20 protein-coding genes are annotated in these 19,756 nt (G+C 46.1%); 15 read left to right on the forward strand and 5 right to left on the reverse strand.

What is annotated here, in order from left to right:
• Nucleotides 1-7: 7 nt before the first annotated feature.
• The 3 genes from V7O63_RS01505 to V7O63_RS01515 are packed head-to-tail and all read left to right on the forward strand — an operon-like array spanning nucleotide 8 to nucleotide 2,950.
• Nucleotides 8-706 carry an FAD-binding oxidoreductase gene (locus V7O63_RS01505; protein ID WP_340819512.1) on the forward strand — a complete coding sequence of 233 codons (699 nt, stop codon included), beginning with the start codon at nucleotides 8-10 and terminating at the stop codon, nucleotides 704-706.
• A 31-nt stretch (nucleotides 707-737) separates the two neighbouring features.
• Nucleotides 738-1,283 carry an archaeoflavoprotein AfpA gene (afpA, locus tag V7O63_RS01510; protein ID WP_340819514.1) on the forward strand — a complete coding sequence of 182 codons (546 nt, stop codon included), beginning with the start codon at nucleotides 738-740 and terminating at the stop codon, nucleotides 1,281-1,283.
• A 44-nt stretch (nucleotides 1,284-1,327) separates the two neighbouring features.
• Complete coding sequence (locus V7O63_RS01515; RefSeq protein WP_340819516.1) at nucleotides 1,328-2,950, forward strand: pyridoxal-dependent decarboxylase; 1,623 nt, start codon at nucleotides 1,328-1,330, stop codon at nucleotides 2,948-2,950.
• Between the two features lie 22 nt (nucleotides 2,951-2,972).
• On the opposite strand, the gene V7O63_RS01520 is transcribed toward V7O63_RS01515, so the two are convergent.
• Together V7O63_RS01520 and V7O63_RS01525 are read right to left on the reverse strand one after the other, a co-directional pair.
• On the reverse strand, nucleotides 2,973-3,806 hold the full coding sequence (locus tag V7O63_RS01520; protein WP_340819517.1) for a hypothetical protein: 834 nt from the start codon (nucleotides 3,804-3,806) through the stop codon (nucleotides 2,973-2,975).
• 16 nt (nucleotides 3,807-3,822) lie between these two features.
• A complete protein-coding gene (locus tag V7O63_RS01525) occupies nucleotides 3,823-4,926 on the reverse strand; it encodes an inositol-3-phosphate synthase (protein WP_340819519.1) in 1,104 nt (367 codons plus the stop codon).
• Nucleotides 4,927-5,195: 269 nt separating this feature from the next.
• Between V7O63_RS01525 and V7O63_RS01530 the strand changes: the two genes are divergently transcribed.
• The 10 genes from V7O63_RS01530 to V7O63_RS01575 all read left to right on the forward strand — a co-directional run bounded on the left by V7O63_RS01530 (nucleotide 5,196) and on the right by V7O63_RS01575 (nucleotide 15,093).
• Nucleotides 5,196-5,684, forward strand: a complete 489-nt coding sequence (locus V7O63_RS01530) for a ferritin family protein (RefSeq protein ID WP_340819521.1) — start codon at nucleotides 5,196-5,198, stop codon at nucleotides 5,682-5,684.
• A gap of 15 nt (nucleotides 5,685-5,699) precedes the next feature.
• On the forward strand, nucleotides 5,700-6,911 hold the full coding sequence (locus tag V7O63_RS01535; RefSeq protein WP_340819523.1) for an FprA family A-type flavoprotein: 1,212 nt from the start codon (nucleotides 5,700-5,702) through the stop codon (nucleotides 6,909-6,911).
• A 44-nt stretch (nucleotides 6,912-6,955) separates the two neighbouring features.
• Nucleotides 6,956-7,231 (forward strand): ferredoxin-thioredoxin reductase catalytic domain-containing protein, encoded by a 276-nt coding sequence (locus V7O63_RS01540; protein ID WP_340819524.1) that lies wholly within the window; start codon nucleotides 6,956-6,958, stop codon nucleotides 7,229-7,231.
• A gap of 94 nt (nucleotides 7,232-7,325) precedes the next feature.
• A complete protein-coding gene (locus V7O63_RS01545) occupies nucleotides 7,326-7,841 on the forward strand; it encodes a CBS domain-containing protein (protein WP_340819525.1) in 516 nt (171 codons plus the stop codon).
• A 3-nt stretch (nucleotides 7,842-7,844) separates the two neighbouring features.
• Nucleotides 7,845-9,026: a cation:proton antiporter gene (locus V7O63_RS01550; protein WP_340819528.1), complete on the forward strand. Its 1,182-nt coding sequence runs from the start codon at nucleotides 7,845-7,847 to the stop codon at nucleotides 9,024-9,026.
• A gap of 77 nt (nucleotides 9,027-9,103) precedes the next feature.
• Complete coding sequence (locus V7O63_RS01555; RefSeq protein ID WP_340819529.1) at nucleotides 9,104-9,601, forward strand: PAS domain-containing protein; 498 nt, start codon at nucleotides 9,104-9,106, stop codon at nucleotides 9,599-9,601.
• A gap of 35 nt (nucleotides 9,602-9,636) precedes the next feature.
• Complete coding sequence (locus V7O63_RS01560; protein ID WP_340819531.1) at nucleotides 9,637-10,566, forward strand: PfkB family carbohydrate kinase; 930 nt, start codon at nucleotides 9,637-9,639, stop codon at nucleotides 10,564-10,566.
• 40 nt (nucleotides 10,567-10,606) lie between these two features.
• On the forward strand, nucleotides 10,607-13,300 hold the full coding sequence (locus V7O63_RS01565; RefSeq protein ID WP_340819532.1) for a cation-transporting P-type ATPase: 2,694 nt from the start codon (nucleotides 10,607-10,609) through the stop codon (nucleotides 13,298-13,300).
• A complete protein-coding gene (locus V7O63_RS01570; RefSeq protein WP_340819534.1) occupies nucleotides 13,287-14,633 on the forward strand; it encodes a hypothetical protein in 1,347 nt (448 codons plus the stop codon). The genes V7O63_RS01565 and V7O63_RS01570 overlap by 14 nt, the downstream gene beginning before the upstream one ends.
• Before the next feature lie 100 nt (nucleotides 14,634-14,733).
• Nucleotides 14,734-15,093: a metalloregulator ArsR/SmtB family transcription factor gene (locus V7O63_RS01575; RefSeq protein ID WP_340819536.1), complete on the forward strand. Its 360-nt coding sequence runs from the start codon at nucleotides 14,734-14,736 to the stop codon at nucleotides 15,091-15,093.
• Nucleotides 15,094-15,152: 59 nt separating this feature from the next.
• On the opposite strand, the gene nikR is transcribed toward V7O63_RS01575, so the two are convergent.
• Nucleotides 15,153-15,575: a nickel-responsive transcriptional regulator NikR gene (gene nikR, locus V7O63_RS01580; RefSeq protein ID WP_340819538.1), complete on the reverse strand. Its 423-nt coding sequence runs from the start codon at nucleotides 15,573-15,575 to the stop codon at nucleotides 15,153-15,155.
• 162 nt (nucleotides 15,576-15,737) lie between these two features.
• On the opposite strand from nikR, the gene purC reads away from it, so the two are divergent.
• Both purC and V7O63_RS01590 read left to right on the forward strand, forming a co-directional pair.
• Nucleotides 15,738-16,451, forward strand: coding sequence for a phosphoribosylaminoimidazolesuccinocarboxamide synthase (gene purC / locus V7O63_RS01585; RefSeq protein WP_340819540.1), 714 nt, complete (start codon nucleotides 15,738-15,740; stop codon nucleotides 16,449-16,451).
• A 29-nt stretch (nucleotides 16,452-16,480) separates the two neighbouring features.
• On the forward strand, nucleotides 16,481-17,935 hold the full coding sequence (locus V7O63_RS01590; protein ID WP_340819542.1) for an NAD(P)/FAD-dependent oxidoreductase: 1,455 nt from the start codon (nucleotides 16,481-16,483) through the stop codon (nucleotides 17,933-17,935).
• A gap of 13 nt (nucleotides 17,936-17,948) precedes the next feature.
• Here V7O63_RS01590 and V7O63_RS01595 read toward each other — a convergent pair whose 3' ends face one another.
• On the reverse strand, nucleotides 17,949-18,641 hold the full coding sequence (locus tag V7O63_RS01595; RefSeq protein WP_340819544.1) for a TIGR00153 family protein: 693 nt from the start codon (nucleotides 18,639-18,641) through the stop codon (nucleotides 17,949-17,951).
• The gene (locus V7O63_RS01600) at nucleotides 18,638-19,669 is read right to left on the reverse strand and encodes an inorganic phosphate transporter (protein ID WP_340819545.1); all 1,032 of its coding nucleotides are present in this window, start codon (nucleotides 19,667-19,669) and stop codon (nucleotides 18,638-18,640) included. Before V7O63_RS01600 ends, V7O63_RS01595 begins: the two co-directional genes overlap by 4 nt.
• Between the last annotated feature and the right edge of the window lie 87 nt (nucleotides 19,670-19,756).

A 19,756-nucleotide genomic window follows, 5' to 3' on the forward strand; every position in this document is an offset into this window, starting at 1 on the left:
TGCAAGCTTGAAATTCGAAGAACCTGTGACCGAAATAATAAAGCGGGCATATAATGTGAAGAGTTTCAGGTTCAGAAGACCGGAAGCATTCGATTTTAAAGCTGGCCAGTATATCACGGTAACACTTGAAGACAACGGAAAAAAGACCGGCAAGCCTTTCACCCTGTCAAGCAGCCCTACTGAGAAGGAACATATTGAATTCACGAAGAAACTTACAGGTCATGAGTACTCGAACCTGCTTGATGCAATGGAAGTGGGAGATCCCGCACATATAAGTGGGCCTTTCGGAAAGATGACATTCGAAGGCGAGTATGAGAAGATAGCATTACTAAGTGGTGGTATCGGCATCACACCGATGATAAGTATCTGCAAATATGCCACTGATCTGAAACTCAGTACGGACATCATGCTCATGTGCAGCGACAGGACAGAGCAGGATATGATATTCGTAGAAGAGCTTGAAGCTATGAAGAAGGAAAACCCGAAGCTTACAGTATTCAACACCCTCACAAAGGCCTCGGATAACTGGGCAGGATGCAGAGGGCGCATCTGCGAGAGCATGGTCATGGAAGAGCTACCGGATTATGCAGAGAGGGTCTTCTATGTATGCGGACCGCCTCCAATGGTGGACTCCATGCTGGAAATGCTCCACAAGATGAAGATACCTGACAGCATGATACACAAGGAATCATTGATCGGATATTGAATCAGACTAGAACGAAAGGAGGTACATGATTATGAAAAGAATTGCATGGGGAATCACCGGATCAGGTGACCTGATAAAAGAGACATATGAGACAATGGTAGATATCAAGGAGAAGAGCGAGATCGATATAATGGTCTTCCTGTCCAGAGAAGGTGAGACCGTTATGAAGTGGTATCATATGTGGAATGATATACAGAAGGATTTTCCAAACTTCAAGACCGAAGGCGGACCGAATTCACCATTTATCGCAGGTCCGTTGCAGGTGGGACACTATGATGCACTTATTATTGCACCTACAACTGCAAATACTGTTGCCAAAATAGTATACGGGATCGCAGACACCCTTGTCACGAATGTGGTTGCGCAGACAGCAAAAGGAAGTACACCGATCTACATACTCCCGGTGGACCAGAAAAGAGGGAGTGTAAAGACATTTTCCCCTGAAGGAAGGGAAATGGAACTGAAAATGCGCGAAGTTGATGTCACAAATACTGAAAAGCTTGCACAGATGGAAAATATAAGCATCCTGGAAAAACCAGATGACCTATACGACATTCTTGGCATCAGCAAGGACTGATCTATCAGAATTCATACATAAAAAACCAGGAGTGGGGAATACATATGAAGGATATTGAGCTTATGCGCTCTTTTTTTATCAGACACGAAGGCGATGAGGACAGGATAGCACTCATGCTGAAGGATCTGCTTAAAAAAATAAACAGTAAAGAGAACGGCACAATAATTGGAAAAAAAGAACCACTGGATTATGAGAGAATCATGAGGGAAACAAAATTCCCTCACAGTATGAGAAAGGAAGCAGACGTAGGAAACTTCATTACCGGACTCTATGAGGGGATAAACATATGGGGTCATCCTCTTATGCAGTCGAACGTAGTACCACCGACCACGGCACTTTCGATCGTTGCTGCGACACTGGCTGCAAGATATAATGAGAACTCCATCAGTGATGACTACGGAGTGAGTGCTGCACGTTCGGAGATAATGGCAATAGCCATGCTCGCTGACCTTATTGGATATGATACAACAAAGGCCGGCGGTATATTCACCTTTGGAGGGACCGGGTGTAATCTTTATGGTGCACGGATAGGGATCGAAAAGGCCGACCCGGATTCAAAGAACACCGGTATAAGGGACAGGATACATTTCTTCTGCTCCGATGTCGCCCATTATAGTATCAGGTCCGCTGCCCTGTGGACAGGGGTCGGGCTGGATAATGTAAAGACAATACCTTCATATGATAACGTAATGGACATCCACCTCCTTGAAGAGGAAATGGAAAGAACGATCCGCGAGGGCGCCCGCATTGGAACGATATTTGCTACAATGGGCACAACGGATGCTTTTGGCATAGACCCTCTGAAGAATATAGTGGAATTACGCAACAGAATACAAAAAAAGCTGGATTACCAGATACATATACATGCTGATGCAGTTATCGGATGGCCATACCTCACATTCAGGGGAGACACATGTATCGATCACCTGCCACATATGCTGCAGGAGGAGATAAGAAAGATACTTTCCGAAATGACCGACCTGAAATACGCGGATTCAGTAGGTGTGGACTTTCATAAGACCGGATGGGCACCATACCTGTGCAGCGCATTTGTGATTCAGGACAGAGAGGACCTTGCACTTCTCCAGAAACAGAAAAAGGATATGCCATACCTGTTCCACGGAGAAGGATACCAGCCAGGGACATTCACCCTGGAATCAAGCAGGCCCAATTATGCACAAAAGGCACTGGTAAACATGATGTTGATGGGGAGACAGGGATACGAGACACTCATAGTACATCTAATCACTGCTGCCGACTATCTGAGGGATATGATGGACGATTGCCAGGATATTGAGTTGCTGAACAGACACAATCCTGCATTTGTAACTGATTTTCGTATCTATCCCCACACAAAATTCGATACTGACGGTAATCCCCTGTTCCAGAAGGAGATGCGTGATGAGACAAAAGAGGAGTTCACAGAGAAGGTCAACTCATACAACCAGAGGATAGCACAGCACATGATCACCACGGCACAAAAAGAAGGTACTGCCATGATATCCTATACTGACAACTATAAGACGACAGGGGATTGCAGGACAATAGTTGCATTGAAATCATACCCTATGAGTCCCTTTATCGAGAAAGAACACATGGATGAGATGCTCAGGCAGATATACAGGGCAAAGGAATGGGTTGACACAAACTGTGGATTTGACACGTGATCTTTTTAGACCATGCCATATTTCAAAAAAAAGTGTAGCCTTCTACTGCTTGGTCTCCCGGCAAAGTATTTGAGGTCTCACCCAATCCGGGAAGTGAGGTGTAAGTTGAGTACGTTGCAATGATGCTGTCAAGGGCATCACCTTCAGTATCCTCAACGATCCGCTCCTGCAATGAATGTGGTATTACAAGACCCTTATTCATGAAATGTTCAAGTATCTGAACCCTGGAACTGTGTTTATCATCGTCCTTTCCTTTGTAGGAAAGGTACATATCCTCTTTCTTAAGTCTACAAGCAGGGCATATCTCGATGAGCCACGGTTTTCCTCCCTTTGCCTCCTGCATTGGAAGGAAACATGCAAGACCATCTCTCACAAGAGGACGTATTACGTCCCTGATACCATAATATGTCTGCCTATATAACCTTAGATTATATACTGAAAATGGGACTCTGGCCTTTATCTCAGAAACACGTTTCAGTTCCTTACCACCAGCCTGGCTGCGACAGGATTCGCGGAACTCTTCGGCAGATGGATAATTTGAAGGGAATGACTCTATGAAAGCCTCCCAGTCACCCTCAATTAGTTGTGCAGGCAGGGAAAAGGACAGGTCGATACCAAAAACAGCATCACTGTTGTTCACGATAAGGGATCTCAGTGCGGCAAAGCATTCATCCCGTCCCGCATGAGAGATGACTGCAGGATCCAGCCGATCTGCCATCCTGTAACACTCATCTATATGCAGACCATTGCCAGCAGGCCTGCCGCTGCTTACCCATATCTTCTTACAGGCATCCTTTGCACCACTGAAATCAACGCCAAATATCCTGCGCTTCCTTCCTGTGGCAGCAAAGGTCATGTTAATTGAATATCAATTAGTTGTCACGCAGTCCCTTGATGAACTCGTCTGTCATCATATGGGCCTCGTCATCCGTGAACTGTTTTGGCGGATGCTTCATGAAATAGGACGAAGGAGAATAAAGAATACCACCAATGCCCCTTTCAAGAGCGATCTTACAGCACCTGATAGCGTCGATGACCACACCTGCGGAATTAGGGGAATCCTCTACGGAAAGACGGAGCTCGATGTTCATCGGTACATCACCGAAAAGCTTGCCCTCCATCCTCAGGAAACACAGCTTGTTATCGTTCTGCCATGGAACATAGTCACTTGGACCAACATGGATATTATCGTCATCCATCCTCTGGCCTACTACGGACTGGACAGCCTCTGTCTTGGATTCCTTCTTTGATGCGAGCCTGTTCCTGTTGAGCATGTTAAGGAAATCAGTGTTACCGCCTGTGTTAAGCTGGTAGGTCCTCTCCAGTTTCACACCACGTTTGCGGAAGAGATCAGCAAGGGTCCTGTGAGTGATGGTAGCGCCTAATTGTGCCTTTATATCATCACCAATTATAGGGATGCCTTTTTCCTCGAACTTTGATGCCCATTCAGGGTCACTTACAATGAAAACCGGCATATTGTTGATGAAAGCCACTCCTGCCTCAAGTGCACATTCAGCATAGAAACGGGTAGCTTCCTCTGAGCCTACCGGAAGATAGTTAAGTAATATCTCTGCCCCGGAATCTTTCAATTCCTTTACTACCAGGTCCATATCTGCTTCTTTCTCAGATGAAGGCATAAAACTCCTGTTCTCACTGTAGCCTGCCATGTGCTCAGAATAACCATCAAGGATCTGGCCCATCTTCACTATCGTACCGGTAGCAGGCATTTCCGGACAGAATACCGCAGTACAGTTAGGCGGTGCAAAGATAGCTTCTGATACATCCTTTCCTACTTTTCTCTCATCGATGTCAAAGGCAGCAACGACTTCAATATCAAATGGCCTGTATCCTCCGACATCCCAGTGCATAAGGCCTATTGCATCTTCTTCATCCTTGTTTTTGTAATATTCAATGCCTTGTATCAGAGAGCTTGCGCAATTGCCAATACCCGCAATTGCAATCTTGATCTTGTCCATTCAACTACCTCTATAAAAGCGATCATAAAGATCAATGATAAATAAATATAACCAGAGTAATGTATTGTTACAAATAAAAAGTTTTCTAAATAAAGGGTGGATGCCTACTTTTTGTGGATATACAGGAGCAAGAAGACAGATCATAGTTCAAAGCTCGAAAGGTATATTAAGCCAGAATAAGATAAGATTTCATACAGTGGGTTTGACCGTTGTTGTGAAACGATGGTAATTTGAGTTTGATATTTTGTTGCTTTAAAGGAGATCCTAAAATGAAAGACATACTACAAGAGATCGCAGAAGAGCTTGATCATCTGAAGTCACTTGATGAAGCTATCGCCCTGGCAATAGAACTTGAGGAAGAGGGGATGCAGTACTACAGTGAGAAGGCGTCCGTTATGAGGAATGAGACTGCCAGTAAACTCTATATATTCCTTGCTGATGAGGAAAAGAAACATGCCGGATATCTTCAGCAGTACAGGGAAAGCAAGAACGTCCCTGAAGTGGAATTCCATTATCCTAAATTCGAAGCCTCTTTCACAGAGGAGTTCTCGGATGAGAAACTCGAAGAGATAGGGATTCTCCTTGCAGCCCTTCGTTTTGAGCACAAGAGCGAATATTTCTATACAGAACTTGCAAAGAGGGCGGAAGATGAGGAACAGCGTGTGTTCTTCGAGAAGGTCGCTGCTGCCGAGCGGGGACACTACATGATAATAGATGAATTACTTGATGCTGCTACCGAGTTCAGGATGCAGACATAAAAAGGAGATACTTCAATGGATGATCAAAGACCAGTTGAACTTGCCAAAGGCATATACTGGGTAGGGGTAGTTGACTGGAACCTGCGGGATTTCCACGGCTACGAGACACCGAAAGGAGGTAGCTACAACGCATATCTCGTTGTCGACGAGAAGATAGCCCTCATTGATACGGTGAAAGCACCCTTTGCAGGTGAGATGCTAAGGCGCATAGAGCAGATAGTCGACCCTTCAAAGATCGATTATGTGATCTCGAACCACGTTGAGATGGACCATTCCAGCTCAATATCGACCATTATGAAGGTGGCGCCCAATGCAAAACTGTTTGCGTCATCCAAGGGACAGTCAGGCCTTTCCGAATACTACAAAGAGGAAGGGTTCCATGACTGGGACCTGACCGTTGTCAAGACCGGTGACGAACTGAGCCTTGGAGAAAGGACACTTATGTTCATAGAGGCCACCATGCTACACTGGCCTGACAGCATGCAGACCTACGTTAAAGAGGATGCGTTACTCTTCTCGAATGATGCGTTCGGGCAACATGTAGCAACCTCGAAGCGTTTTGACGATGAGGTTGATGATGTGATAGAGGATGCAGGGATCTACTACGCCAACATACTTTTGCCATTCGGCTCTCAGGTGCTCAAGTATGTCGAGAAACTAAAGGAGATAGGTGTCCATCCTGAAATGATAGCTCCTGCACATGGAGTTATCTGGAGAAGGGATGTTTCGAAGATAATGACGCAATACCTTAAATGGGCAAATGGGGAAACTACCCCGAAGGTCATAGTTATCTATGATACCATGTGGGGCAGCACCGAAAAGATGGCAATGGAGATAGTAGAAGGTGCAAGGTCAGCAGGGGTAGAGGTACGCCTGAGGCACCTGCGGAAGAATGACTGGAGCCTTACCATGAAAGAACTAATGGATGCGTCCATTGTTGCCATCGGAGCCCCCACAATGAATAACGATATGTTCTACACTTTATCCGGGTTCATTACCTATATGAAAGGACTGCGACCAAAGGGTAAGAAATTCTTCCTGTTCGGTTCCTACGGATGGGGAGGCGGAGCCGTCAAGGGTATGGAAAAGATGCTTGAGAGTGGCAGATTCGAGCTTGCCATGGAAAGCATGCAGGTCAAGTTCAGACCTTACGAGGAAGATAAAAAAGCCTGTCGGGAAATTGGTTACAAGCTTGGCGAAATGGCAAAAGAGAATGCAAACAATTAAATTAATGAAGACCAATGTTCTAATGAAATAAAGAGAGTGTTACCATGAAATTCGAAGATGATCTGGAAGCTGAATTCTACGAAAGGTCCAAGAAAAATGCAGAAACAACCGGTTACAAGCTTAACACTGACTGGGATGTTATCACAACTGCTGTAAAGGGTATTTGCAACAACAAGAAGGAGTATGGAGAATGGTACTGCTTCTGCCAGAAGAGAACAGGTGACAAGGAACAGGACAAGAAGATAATCTGCCCATGTGCTGCAAGGACAAGAGACGTTGAGATGCGTGGTTCATGCAAGTGCGGACTTTACATCAAATAAACCTATTTTTGTTTCAGACAGATGTTACCGGAGCCTGATGGCTTCGGTCATCCCTTCCTTTTTTTTATTATTCTTCAAATTCGCTTGTATGTCCATGAACAGAGATGAAACAACGGAAAAAACGGATGTCCGTAAAGAAGCAGAGGACAGTCCGAGGGACCGAACCAGATTATCTGATGCCTGCGCTGAAGTTGTGGTCAGCGACGTCATGTCCGAAGAGACCATAATCGTAAGAGACAATGATCCCATAGAGGATATCATAGAACTCATGACGAGGACACCCTACCACAGTTATCCCGTCCTGAATTCAGACAATGAACTGGTTGGCATAATAGGACAGGATAACATACTTGAACTGCTTTTCTTTGAAAGAAGCCATCGACACCATCACACACACCTGATGGCTATCAAGGCACTGAGCGAGGATGCATCCACACTCATGGTGCATCATCCTGTGACAATATCCCCTGATGCCACATTATGTGATGCAGTGGACCTGATTATAAAGCATCACATCGACCGGTTATATGTGAGCAGGGACAAAGAGTTGGTCGGCGTGATCTCCAGGTCGGATATAATCAGGAAGATACATGAGATGAGGAGACAATGATCAATGGAAGCGCTTTTCCAGATCATGATCATTTTGTTCCTTGCAAGGATATTCAGTGAGGTAAGCGAGAGAATAGGGTTCCCCGGAATGATCGGGGAAATTGGGGCCGGGATGCTCTTTGCACTTGCACTGAAGCCCGATGACATAGAGATATTCACTTTTTTCGCAGAGCTGGGAGCAATATTCCTTCTGTTCACCGCAGGTTACAGGGAGGTTCATGCAAAGGACCTGAAAGCAGCATCTGTAAGTGCACTTATACCCACCTTGAGTCAGATGTTCTTTGCATTCGGTTTTGGGTTCCTGCTTGGAAGGATGTTCGGCTTCGGATTCACAGAGAGTCTGTTCCTTGCGGTGGCTTTCAGCCCCACAAGCATCAGCGTGGTTGTCAAGACATTGATAGACACCGATTATCTCTCAAGCAGACCAGGAGTCATGATGCTCACCTCAGCCATATTCGATGATGTTATCGGGATCTTCCTCCTGTCGATAGTGGTCTCCCTTGCAACGCTCAACCATCTCCCATCGGCATATCACTTGCTCGGAATACTGGGAAATATAATTGCATTCATTATCATAATGGGTCTCCTGGGATGGAAGGTATTCCCACGCCTCTTTGAATACATACAGAAGATGCACACCCGTGAATCGATATTCTCCTTTGTCATCCTCATAGCATTACTATCGGCATACCTTGCCGAACTTTTCGGACTACACGCTGTTATCGGTGCATTTTTCGGAGGTGTACTGCTCTCGGACCTGCCTCTGGCCAAAATAGAGACCGTGCAGAAAAAAGTAAGCGGTGTAGCCTACGGTATTTTCACACCGCTGTTCTTCGCATTCATCGGACTAACGGTAGAGACAGAGGTACTGTACACCGCCGGCACTTTTGCCGCCCTGGTGATCGTACTTGCCCTTTCAGGAAAACTTATAGGAGGATTTGTAGGCACAAAGCTTGTGGGTTTTAGTTCAAATGACAGCCTGATATTCGGCATAGGCATGATGCCACGCGCCGGTGTGGAGCTTGTGGTCATTGCCATTGGCAGGGAACTTGGCATAATAGGTCCTGAGGTATTCTCAGCCATCGTGCTGATGGTGGTTATCTCCATCATTGTCTCCCCTGTATTGCTCGAAATGGCAATCAGGTACAAGGAAAGGGATCAGGAACTACCTGAACATCCAGCATAGGATGAACAGGTGATCAATGCAACAAATACTTAAATTATTGAATAAGATAATATTTAAGGAAATATGGAGGGGGTTCTATGGGTCAGGACACAGGATTTGACAAGACCAGCAATTATGACAGGGAAGAAGATCGTCTGAATGAAGAGGAAATGCAGGAAACACAGAAATGTGACATTGACGCAATGGAACTGCAGAAGAGGGTGGAACTTCGTACCAGAGCACTTGAGGAACTGGTGCACATCAGCGAGATGATAGCATTCATCAGAACCCCGAAAGAAGAGAAGCCTGTCGAGTTCATATCGAGAGGTATAGAGGCTTTTGGCTACAAGGCTGAGGACTTCACATCCGGCAAGGTCACATTCAGGGACCTGATACATCCGGATGATGCAGACCGTGTATTCCTTGAACTTGCCGAGAATGCACTTGAAGGTGCGTCAGAGCACAGGCAGAAGTATCGGATAAGGACAAAGAAAGAACATGTCAGGTTAGTAGAGGAAAGGACCAGGATTGTAAGAGATGATGATGGGAAGGTCATATACTACCAGGGCGTCCTTGAAGATATAACTGACAGATAAACAGCTGAGCGAGCTAAGAGAGAACAGGCATTATTATGAGCCGTGTCTTTGCGATCAGTGAGACTTTCTACGATATACTGTTCAGCAAAGGCAAACCTGTTTCCGCCTGCCCGGGCGGTTCCATGCTCAACAGTTCCATATCACTTGGAAGAGCAGGAATACCTGTATATTTTATCAGTGAGTTCGGCCGTGACAACATAGGGAACATAATACGCGAATTCCTCACAGAGAACTGCGTATCCACAGAACATCTGTGCCTTTATGATGGGAATTCACCCATTGCGCTGGCATTCCTTGATGAGAAGAAGGATGCCACATATGAGTTCTACGAGGACCCACCACAGGAACGCCTTAACATCGATATCCCGGAATTCAGGCCTGATGACATTGTCATGTTCAGCTCGATCCTCTCTGTAACAAAAGATGCCAGAAGAGGGCTTGATACGATCATCAGGGACGCAAGGGATGCAGGCTCCACAATTATCTATGACCCGAACTTCCGTGAGTCGCAACTACCTTTGCTTGAAGGGATCAGACCGATGATCAGGAAGAACATATCCTGTTCAGACATCGTCCGTGCCTCCGATGAGGATATGAGAATGATAGACGGGTGCAGAGATGCTGAAGGGGCATACAATTTCGTTCTGGAGAACGGGTGTGAACACTTCATATACACCGCCAGTTCAGAAGGAGTGTATCTCAAAACACCTTCATTATCAAAATGCTACAGGGTTCCTGCAATTGAAACGGTAAGCACCATCGGTGCAGGAGATAATTTCGATGCAGGTATCGCGTACATGCTATATTCAATGAGAATCAGGTCGCTAGAGGAGCTTTCTGAGAATGAGTGGGATATGGTCATCGCATCAGCGATCGGCTTTGCATCACATGTCTGCAGGAGCACTGACAATTACATATCAAATACTTTTGCCAGAGGATTAAAAAAGGCAGAGATCCAATACTAATCATCAGTTATCTTATTGAAAGTGACAGGGAGTAAATAATGTGGGAGATACGTTCCTGGATATCGAAGATACATTCAAAGAACTGGATAGTTCTGCAACCGGACTGAGCGAAGAGGAAGCCCTCTCAAGACTTGAAAGATACGGAAAGAACGAGCTGGAAGAGAAAGAGAGGACCACGGCACTCAAAGTATTTGCCGGACAGTTCGTGAACCTGATAGTCTGGGTCCTGATGGCAGCTGCCGTTATATCCCTGATGATAGACGAGGTCATCGATTTCTGGGTGATAATGTTCACCATTGCTGTTGTTATCGTACTCGGTTTCGTACAGGAATACAGAGCAGAAAAGGCCATGGAAGCACTGAAAAGCATTGTGGAACCCGAAACAACTGTTATGAGGAACAGGAAACTCAGGAAGATACCCACAGGCGATGTGGTTCCCGGAGACATACTTGTCCTGGAAACCGGGGACAAGGTCCCTGCTGATGCAGTTCTTTTTGAGACGGTTGCTTTAAGGATCGATGAATCCGCCCTGACCGGTGAAAGCGTTCCCGTAGGAAAGAATGAGAAAGAGGGTATCTTTGCCGGAACGCAACTGGTACACGGAAAATGTAAGGCTGTGGTCACAGATACCGGCATGGATACAAAGATAGGGCAGATAGCCAGTCTCATACAGACAAAGGAAGAGGATACACCTCTACAGGTCAAGATCACAAAACTGTCCCTGACACTTGCATTTCTCGCGGTGCTCGCCTCTGCGATAACATTTGTGATCGGAATATCAATTGGAGCACCCTTTGCGGATATGCTGCTTATCTCCCTTGCACTGGCAGTTGCAGCCGTGCCCGAAGGACTGCCACTCACACTTACCATAACCCTCGCCTACGGCATGAAGAAGATGGCAGGACACAATGCCATCATCAGGAAGATGCTTGCTGTGGAGACCCTTGGGTCCACCACTGTGATATGTACCGATAAGACGGGCACCCTGACAAAGAACGAGATGACCGTTGAGAAGGTATTCACAGGCGGTAACGCCCTTGATCTCACCGGAGCAGGATATGTTCCAAAGGGAGAGTTCCTGAAAAGGGGCGACCATGTTAACCTTTCAGAAGAACCCACCACGATAAAGCTGCTGAAAGGCATCGCCCTCTGTAACAACTCTGCCATCGAGAAGAAACAGGAGAAATGGGAGGTCGTTGGAGACCCCACCGAGATAGCATTGACCGTTGCCGCTGCAAAGGCAGACCTCTGGAAGGATGATCTTGAGAAGGACTATGAGATGGTAGAAGAGATAGTCTTCACATCCGAAAGGAAGATCATGACCACTATCCACAACACAGCAGATGGAATGGTCTCATTCACCAAGGGAGCACCTGAGTTCGTCCTGCCAGAGTGCAGCAGCATCGAGAAGAACGGGGAACTTCATCCGATCTCAGAGCAGGACAGGGAAAGGATACTGGAAAAGAACCTGGAGTTCGCAAGTTCGGCCTATCGTGTGCTGGCAGTTGCATGCAAGGAAAGTCCCGGCAAGAAGATTGACGGTGACTTCGAAAAGGATATGACATTCCTGGGACTTGTCGCTATGATAGACCCTCCGCGTGAAGAGGTAAAGGGTGCCGTGGAGATGTGCAGAAAGGCAGGTATCCAGGTCATTATGATCACAGGGGACAATCAGGAAACTGCAAAGGCTATCGGAAGAAGCATAGGGCTCTTCGACGACGGGAAAGGATGCGGGGTCTATGAGGATGAGAAACTACGGCGTATTGCAGAAGACTGCGCGGTCACAGGTGATGAACTTGAAGAGCTTGACGATGAGGAGTTCTCTATTGTGGTCGAGAACATCCATGTCTATGCAAGGACCATGCCTGAACAGAAGCTCAGGATAGTCGATGCCCTGCAGAGGAAAGGACATATCGTTGCCATGACAGGTGATGGTGTGAACGATGCGCCTGCTCTCAAGAAAGCTGATATCGGCATCGCAATGGGGATCAAAGGGACGGATGTCGCCAAGGAGTCCAGTGTGATGGTCCTGCAGGATGACAACTTTGCCACCATCGTTGAGGCTGTCAGGGGTGGACGAACCATCTACAACAACATCGAGAAGTTCATAACCTACCTGATATCAAGGAACTTCACACTGATCATACTTATCATGGCAGGCATCAGTCTGCTTGGTTTCGACCTTATACCACTACTTGCACTACAGATCCTTTTCATCAACATGTTCAATGAGATCATGCCGGCAATTTCCCTCGGACTTGACCCGGCAACAGAGGACATAATGAGGAGGGCACCAAGGGACCCTGATGACAATTTCCTGAAAAAGAGGAACCTTTTCCTTGTGATCACACTGGCATTCGTCATGGGAATAGCATCCTTCCTTGTGTTCGCCCTGAGCGAACCTGCTGCCGATACCGTCATGGCGAGGACACTCACCTTTGCAACCGTGGTAAGTATGATACTGTTCATACCACTGGCATTCCGGTCCCTCGAACGTTCTCTTATAAGTATAGGGATATTCAGCAACAGACTGATGATAGCCGGTGTCACTGCCACGTTCTTCGCCACGATGTCGGTTATGTACATCCCGGGACTCAATGAGGCGTTCGGACTGCTGCCACTGTCCCCTGCGCAGTGGATCATGCCAGTTGCAGTTGCCTTTACAACATTCCTCTTTGCAGAACTATTGAAATATACAACAGCGAATGTGAGGAAAGCGGATGATAGCAAGTAGCGGGAAAGAGAAATACATACTACTTGTCATGCTGGCAGCAATAGCCATCCTTGCCATAGCCCTCAATGGACAGCAGGATGTACAGGAAGATATTACGATACCTGATGAGATACTGGATTGCGATTATTGCACCTTTGATTACAGGACACCTTTCACACTGGCATATACGCACCTGCGGCCAGATGGTAACAGGGTTGCTGAAGGCAAGCTGGATATATCGAATGCAAAACGTCTCGATGTTGACCTTAAAGGTGAACCTGAATGGGTGCTTGCCGCACCCTCTGACAACGGCAGTATCTGGGCCGTTGTGATGGAGGACGGAGAGGTTCAGGCTTTTGAGTTTTCCAACGGGACAATCGGAGAGATAGATATCAGCCCCTCAAGGATTCATCCTGAAAGTCCCCCCATCCTAATGATAAAGGATGAAGAGGCTTTCCTGTTAGCACCTGGACTCTGGAACGAATCACTGCTCAGTCACCCGATAGTCCTTGCAAGTTCAGGAAGGACGGTTTTCATAGACACGGAGGGGGATCTTGTGTTCAGGGTGAATGAGAAGGAAACCGCACGTCTTGACGTCAATGCCCTCCCTGATTCCAGATTGCTACTGGATGAGAATGAGAGGGTCATGTTACTCACCGGCCCTACAGATGAGTACGGGCACGGAGTCCTGGGAGACAGCATAGAGGCTTCGAGTATAACAATTGTGGATACCATAGGGAATCCTGGCATCAGCAAAGTGATCGATGTACCTGAAGAAGATGTTATCGAGGGAATAACACCCATATGGACCGACCTGAATGATGATGGAAAAAGGGAGATCATAGTCACCCTGAGCAATGCGAATGAAGGGGCGAGACTTGTTGTGTTCGATGAGGAAGGAGATATCGTTGCAGAAGGAACTGCTGCAGGTACCGGATACAGATGGCGACAGCAGATAGCTGTTGCACCATCCGGACCTGAAGGAGAGAACGAGATCATCGATGTGCTCACACCACATATCGGAGGTGTCGTTGAGTTCTACCAGTGGGAAGACGATGAACTGAAAGTTATCTCGAGTCTATCAGGATACAGTTCGCATCTGGCCGGATCAGGGAACCTTGACATGTCAATGGTTGGTGACTTTGATGATGATGAGGAAATGGAATTGCTCGTGCCTTTGCAGAACCACCGGAAGCTGGCTGTTCTGGAACACACGGATGAAGGAGTGAAAGTGGTAGCTGAAATAGGACTTGCAGACAGCCTCAGTACCAATATTGCAGCAGTGAACTATGATAAAGAAGAACTTGCCATAGGAGTCGGAACCAGCAATAATGTTCTCCATATATGGTATTGAGCATGACATGGATCGAAGGGCCTAAATTAGGCTTTTTCTCTTCTTTTTTCTTTACTACTCCAAAACCTATTAATCATTTTAGCTGATAATTATTCAGCAGATGACTACGCAGGGATCAGAAAGAAAGCAGGAACCATATATCCTTTCAGATGCTACGACCATTAAGGTACATTCTGCAATGAAAGAGAATGTCGACCACCTGGTATCTCTTTTCAAGGTGCTTTCCGATCCGGTCAGGATACAGATACTTAAAGCCCTTCAGGTCAGCGAACTATGTGTCTGTGTGCTGGTAGAGATCACCGACTACAAGCATTCCGCGCTTTCATATCATCTGAAGCTTCTCAAGGATGCCGACCTGATCGATTCCCGGCGTGACAAGAACTTCCAGATATATTATCTTACAGAACCAGGGGAAAAGATGTTGAGGACGATCGAGTCCTCGTTCAAGAAAGAGAACTGATATTAATATCTATAATATCAGTATCAATTCATTACAGATAATGCATTGAATATTGGGTATTATATCTTCTCTGTGGGGAGAGCAGTGTTGAGCTTGACATAATTGACACCTTTAAGTGCCATTGTCCTTTCAGCGACTGCTTTTACCTCTTCACCCTCACCATCGAGGATAATGACCTCAAGGCAGTTGTCATGGTCGAGATGGATGTGGACGGAAGACTTAATAATATGGGAGTAATCATGCTGTATTTCAGTGAGAGAGCTTGACAGGCCGCGCTTGGTGTGATCATAGATCAATGTGATAGTACCGACACGTCTGCCTTTTACATCACTCATCCATTCATAGTGGGTAATATAGTTCCTGATGGAATCCCTTATCCCCTCTGAACGGGAAGAATATCCACGCTGTTCGATGATCGAATCAAATTTAGTAAGAAGATTTTCGGGAAGAGACACCCCAATACGCATAAGTTCCTGTTCCATATGATTCACCTGTGATAATTGATTCAGTATAATTTAGTGATAGAATAACATTTTGTATGCAATAATACTACATTAATGATACATAAATTAAGACATAAATAATTATAGAACATTCAGTATATATCACTATTAAACAATAACATCAACAAAAGGAGAGCAAACATGAAAAAAGAAGAACTATATTCAGGAAAGGCAAAGACGATCTACAAGACAGATGACCCGACAAAGCTCATCTCCGAGTTCAGGGACAGCCTCACAGCATTCGACGGAAAGAAGAAGAGCGAAGCGAAGAACAAGGGTTATTTCAATGCCCAGATCTCAAAGAAGATATTCGAGATGCTTGAAGAACAGGGCATTCCTACCCACTACATCGAAATGGTGTCAGACACAGAGATGCTCGTAAAGGCTGTTGAGATCATACTCATCGAAGTTATCCCACGTAACATCGCAGCAGGTTCCATCACACGCAAGTACCCGATAGAGGAAGGCACCGTGTTCGAGAAACCTGTGATCGTTATGGACTTCAAGAGCGATGAATACGGAGACCCTATGATGAACGAGGACATCGCTGTTGCCATGGGAATTGCCACATATGAAGAGATCGCACAGATCCGTGAGATGGCACTGAAGATAAACGAGATACTCAAAGTATACCTTGAAGACAAAGGCTTCCTTTTGCCAGACTTCAAACTTGAGTTCGGCAGGGTCGACGGCAAGATAGTTGTCGCCGATGAGATATCATGCGACACATGCAGATTCTGGGACAAGAGTACCGGCGAGTCCATGGACAAGGATATTTTCCGTTTTGACAAAGGTGACCTTTCAAAGACATACGAAGAAGTTGCAAAGCGTATAGTTCCTGAGATATTCGAATAAGCTACACACTATCGTAATGAGGGGAAATGATGGAAGATTACGATGTGATAGTTGTGGGTGCAGGTATAAGCGGACTTCTATCCGCACTCACGCTTTCCAAACATGGGAATAAAGTACTTGTTCTCGAAAAGAACACGATCGTTGGAGGCAACTGCAACAGCTACATGGTTGATGGTTTCCAGGTAGACACAGGTGCCCATGCGATCACACACCTGGAAGTAGGGCCTCTTAGAAGGCTCATGGACAACTATTTTGATTACGTTCCGGTCTTTGAGGATTACGGACACTATTTTATCAGGACAGAGGACCATTTTATGAAGGTCCCTTCCAACATCAAGGAATTCGTTACCTTTGACATCCTTCCGCGTAAGGACAGGATGGTCATAACACAGGCCATCACAAAGGCAATGACACTTTCAACGTTCGGCACGGACCTTTCAGGACAATCCGTATATGAGTTCATGCCCGGTAACCTTTCACAGGATACCTATGACTTCATGGATACGATCTGTTACTTCCTTTCGGGCAAGGACATGAAGCAGACCTCTGCACAGAGGATCCTTTCAGGGAGCAGTTTCGTTCGTGACAGTGTTCCGGAAGAACAGCTTGAGACCATCATGAAGTCCAATGAGAAGATAGGTATGGAGCCTATCGCAGTTCCTAAATCCATATTACCCCCTAACCTCCATGCATCACTGGAGACAAGGCTCAGCAAGGTATCCAATCCATTCACGTCTCTGGGAAGGCTGGCAACCAACAAGGTCACCTATTCACAGGGCTACCCGAGGAAAGGACTGAAATCAGTCCTTAACGCCGTCCTGTTCTCACTACCTAAGACCGTTGAGATCAGAACCGGCTGTGAAGTGAAGAAGATACTAACCAGCAATGGAAAGGTCACGGGCGTGGAAGCTGATGAGGTTTACAATGCTGAAAAGGTCATATTCACCGGATTTGTGACCGACCTGCCTTCCATGATAGAGAGCCTGCCGAACTCATACGTTCAGGAACTAAAAGGGGTCGTGCACACAAAGAGCCTGACCGTATGGACAGGCCTGGACACCATAATGGACGAGTTCAACTACATGGGCTCAGAGATATGGTTCAAGGACTCACCTTACTGGGCCATGCCCATTAGCAACTATGATGCCTCACTGGCACCTAAAGGAAAACAACTGGTCGGTTTCACATTCATAATCGATGATGAGAAGAAACACGAGTCGCAGATAAAGGATGCATATGAGACCATTTACAAAGCGGTCCCGGGAATAGAGGACCACATAGAGATGGCACATGACCAGATCACTATCCCTGAAAAAGCGGCAGTGACCATTGATGGTTATTTTGCTGATGTGAGAACACCTGTCAGTGGACTCTATGTTGCCGGAACGGATACGGATAAGAGAAGCATGGGCATAACCCGCGCTGCATATTCGGTAATCGAATTGCTAAAAAAGATGAATGAGGACGGTTGTCTTCACAAGTGATATGAGAAGGGGATCACCTTCTCAAGATCATTGTCCTTAACCGGTCCGCAGAGTGTTCTGCCTTGTCTGCGATATCACCGATACCCCTTACAAGACGGAAAAGATGATACACACCGGTAGGGCCTATATTCTCCTCGTTTATGAAGATAAGTTTTACAAGCTCCTTTTCAATGACATCCACCTGATGCTCCATCTCCTCGACCTTTACCACAAGTTCAAGAGTCTCCTCAACATCCCTTTTACTAAATGAGGTCTCCAGCAGTTCACTTATCGTTGATACGAGTTCCTCATACTGTTCCACAGTAGCAAGGGTCTTTGCCATAAGTTCTCTGAAGCCGTCACGTACATTATCAGGTGCTTCGAACTTCCTCACAGTAAGCCAGAATGCCACCTCCTGGGCATCATCAGATATTGAATCCTGAGGTTTGAGGAAATTTAGCAGATCATTGGCATGTACCGGAAGCATGATGGACGAGGAAAGCTCTGAACGGATGGTCTGTTTCAGAATATCGGCCTCATGCTCGATCACATCGATCTGCTGGCTCAATTCCTCTACAATATCCATATTTCCATTACAGAAAGCAATGAGGGATTCATTGAGTTTCCTTACACAATCCCCACCTTTATTTGCATGCAGTACAAGCGGCTTGAAAGGTGAACTTGCAAATATGTCCAGTACAGAACGGATATAGTCTTTTCTTATCATATTCCAACTCCCAGTAGTCCTGCAAATAAAAGAGCAGACGTGAGTGCTGCGATAGGCACGGTTACTACCCAGGATACAATTATCTTACCGATCACACTTAAATCAACTGCTGCCAGACCACCGGCAAGACCTACACCTATGACAGAACCGACCAGTGTATGCGTTGTCGAGATGGGAAGAGAGCTGTAACTGTGAAGTACTACAACAGATGCAGTGGCGAACTCTGCAGAGAAACCACGTGTAGGAGTAAGCTCGGTGATACGTGTACCAATGGTCTCTATGACACGATATCCCCATGTAGCAAGTCCTATTACCATTCCTACACCACCAACTGCCATTACCCATATCGGGATCTGAAGGCCAGCCATCTCCAGTGAGTGAAGGCCAGCGTAGAGCGGACCAACAGCGTTTGCAACATCGTTGGAACCATGTGCGAAAGCGATATAACAGGCAGTCATTATCTGCAGGATGACGAATTTCTTCTCTATGTTATAGGGGTCATCTGCTTTCTGAAGTATAAGGACCCTGATCAGAGAGAAAATAACGTAAGCGATAAGAGCACCAAGGACCGGAGATACCAGCCAGCTACCTACGATCTTAGCGAGTACTGACCATTTGATATCACCAAATCCGATAATGCCGCTGTATGCAGCCATAAGACCAAAACCAAGGACCGCACCTACGATAGAGTGTGTGGTCGAAACGGGCAGGTTGTAGAAAGTTGCAAGAGTGATCCAAAAACCTGCTGCAAGGATGGCTGCAAGCATTCCAACGGCCACAAGATGCGGATCAAGGATAGAATCAATAGGTACAATACCTTTGGCAATGGTCGAAGTAACCCTTTTACCAAATAGCACTGCACCTGCAAACTCAAAAACACCCGCAATGATAATCACTTGTTTGATAGACAGTGCACCACTGCCTACTGACGTTCCCATTGCATTGGCAAGGTCATTGGCACCTATGTTCCATGCCATGTACAGACCTGCTGCAATCAGTAATAAAACGAGAGGATCAAACAGACTCATCGATAATATTCTCCACTATATAGATTTGGTAGGCCAAGGAGGATTATGGAGATAAATGTGTCTATCATATACTATATAGTAATATGT

The sequence above is a fragment of the Methanolobus sp. WCC4 genome (assembly GCF_038022665.1).
In the GTDB taxonomy this organism is placed as follows: Archaea; Halobacteriota; Methanosarcinia; order Methanosarcinales; family Methanosarcinaceae; genus Methanolobus.

What these genes read in the sequence shown, in the direction of transcription:
- afpA (WP_340819514.1), top strand. Translation starts at nt 738, where the DNA reads ATGAAAAGAATTGCATGGGGAATCACCGGATCAGGTGACCTGATAAAA.
- V7O63_RS01515 (WP_340819516.1), top strand. Translation starts at nt 1,328, where the DNA reads ATGAAGGATATTGAGCTTATGCGCTCTTTTTTTATCAGACACGAAGGC.
- V7O63_RS01520 (WP_340819517.1), bottom strand. Translation starts at nt 3,806, where the DNA reads ATGACCTTTGCTGCCACAGGAAGGAAGCGCAGGATATTTGGCGTTGAT.
- V7O63_RS01525 (WP_340819519.1), bottom strand. Translation starts at nt 4,926, where the DNA reads ATGGACAAGATCAAGATTGCAATTGCGGGTATTGGCAATTGCGCAAGC.
- V7O63_RS01530 (WP_340819521.1), top strand. Translation starts at nt 5,196, where the DNA reads ATGAAAGACATACTACAAGAGATCGCAGAAGAGCTTGATCATCTGAAG.
- V7O63_RS01535 (WP_340819523.1), top strand. Translation starts at nt 5,700, where the DNA reads ATGGATGATCAAAGACCAGTTGAACTTGCCAAAGGCATATACTGGGTA.
- V7O63_RS01540 (WP_340819524.1), top strand. Translation starts at nt 6,956, where the DNA reads ATGAAATTCGAAGATGATCTGGAAGCTGAATTCTACGAAAGGTCCAAG.
- V7O63_RS01545 (WP_340819525.1), top strand. Translation starts at nt 7,326, where the DNA reads ATGAACAGAGATGAAACAACGGAAAAAACGGATGTCCGTAAAGAAGCA.
- V7O63_RS01550 (WP_340819528.1), top strand. Translation starts at nt 7,845, where the DNA reads ATGGAAGCGCTTTTCCAGATCATGATCATTTTGTTCCTTGCAAGGATA.
- V7O63_RS01555 (WP_340819529.1), top strand. Translation starts at nt 9,104, where the DNA reads ATGGGTCAGGACACAGGATTTGACAAGACCAGCAATTATGACAGGGAA.
- V7O63_RS01560 (WP_340819531.1), top strand. Translation starts at nt 9,637, where the DNA reads ATGAGCCGTGTCTTTGCGATCAGTGAGACTTTCTACGATATACTGTTC.
- V7O63_RS01570 (WP_340819534.1), top strand. Translation starts at nt 13,287, where the DNA reads ATGATAGCAAGTAGCGGGAAAGAGAAATACATACTACTTGTCATGCTG.
- V7O63_RS01575 (WP_340819536.1), top strand. Translation starts at nt 14,734, where the DNA reads ATGACTACGCAGGGATCAGAAAGAAAGCAGGAACCATATATCCTTTCA.
- nikR (WP_340819538.1), bottom strand. Translation starts at nt 15,575, where the DNA reads ATGGAACAGGAACTTATGCGTATTGGGGTGTCTCTTCCCGAAAATCTT.
- purC (WP_340819540.1), top strand. Translation starts at nt 15,738, where the DNA reads ATGAAAAAAGAAGAACTATATTCAGGAAAGGCAAAGACGATCTACAAG.
- V7O63_RS01590 (WP_340819542.1), top strand. Translation starts at nt 16,481, where the DNA reads ATGGAAGATTACGATGTGATAGTTGTGGGTGCAGGTATAAGCGGACTT.
- V7O63_RS01595 (WP_340819544.1), bottom strand. Translation starts at nt 18,641, where the DNA reads ATGATAAGAAAAGACTATATCCGTTCTGTACTGGACATATTTGCAAGT.
- V7O63_RS01600 (WP_340819545.1), bottom strand. Translation starts at nt 19,669, where the DNA reads ATGAGTCTGTTTGATCCTCTCGTTTTATTACTGATTGCAGCAGGTCTG.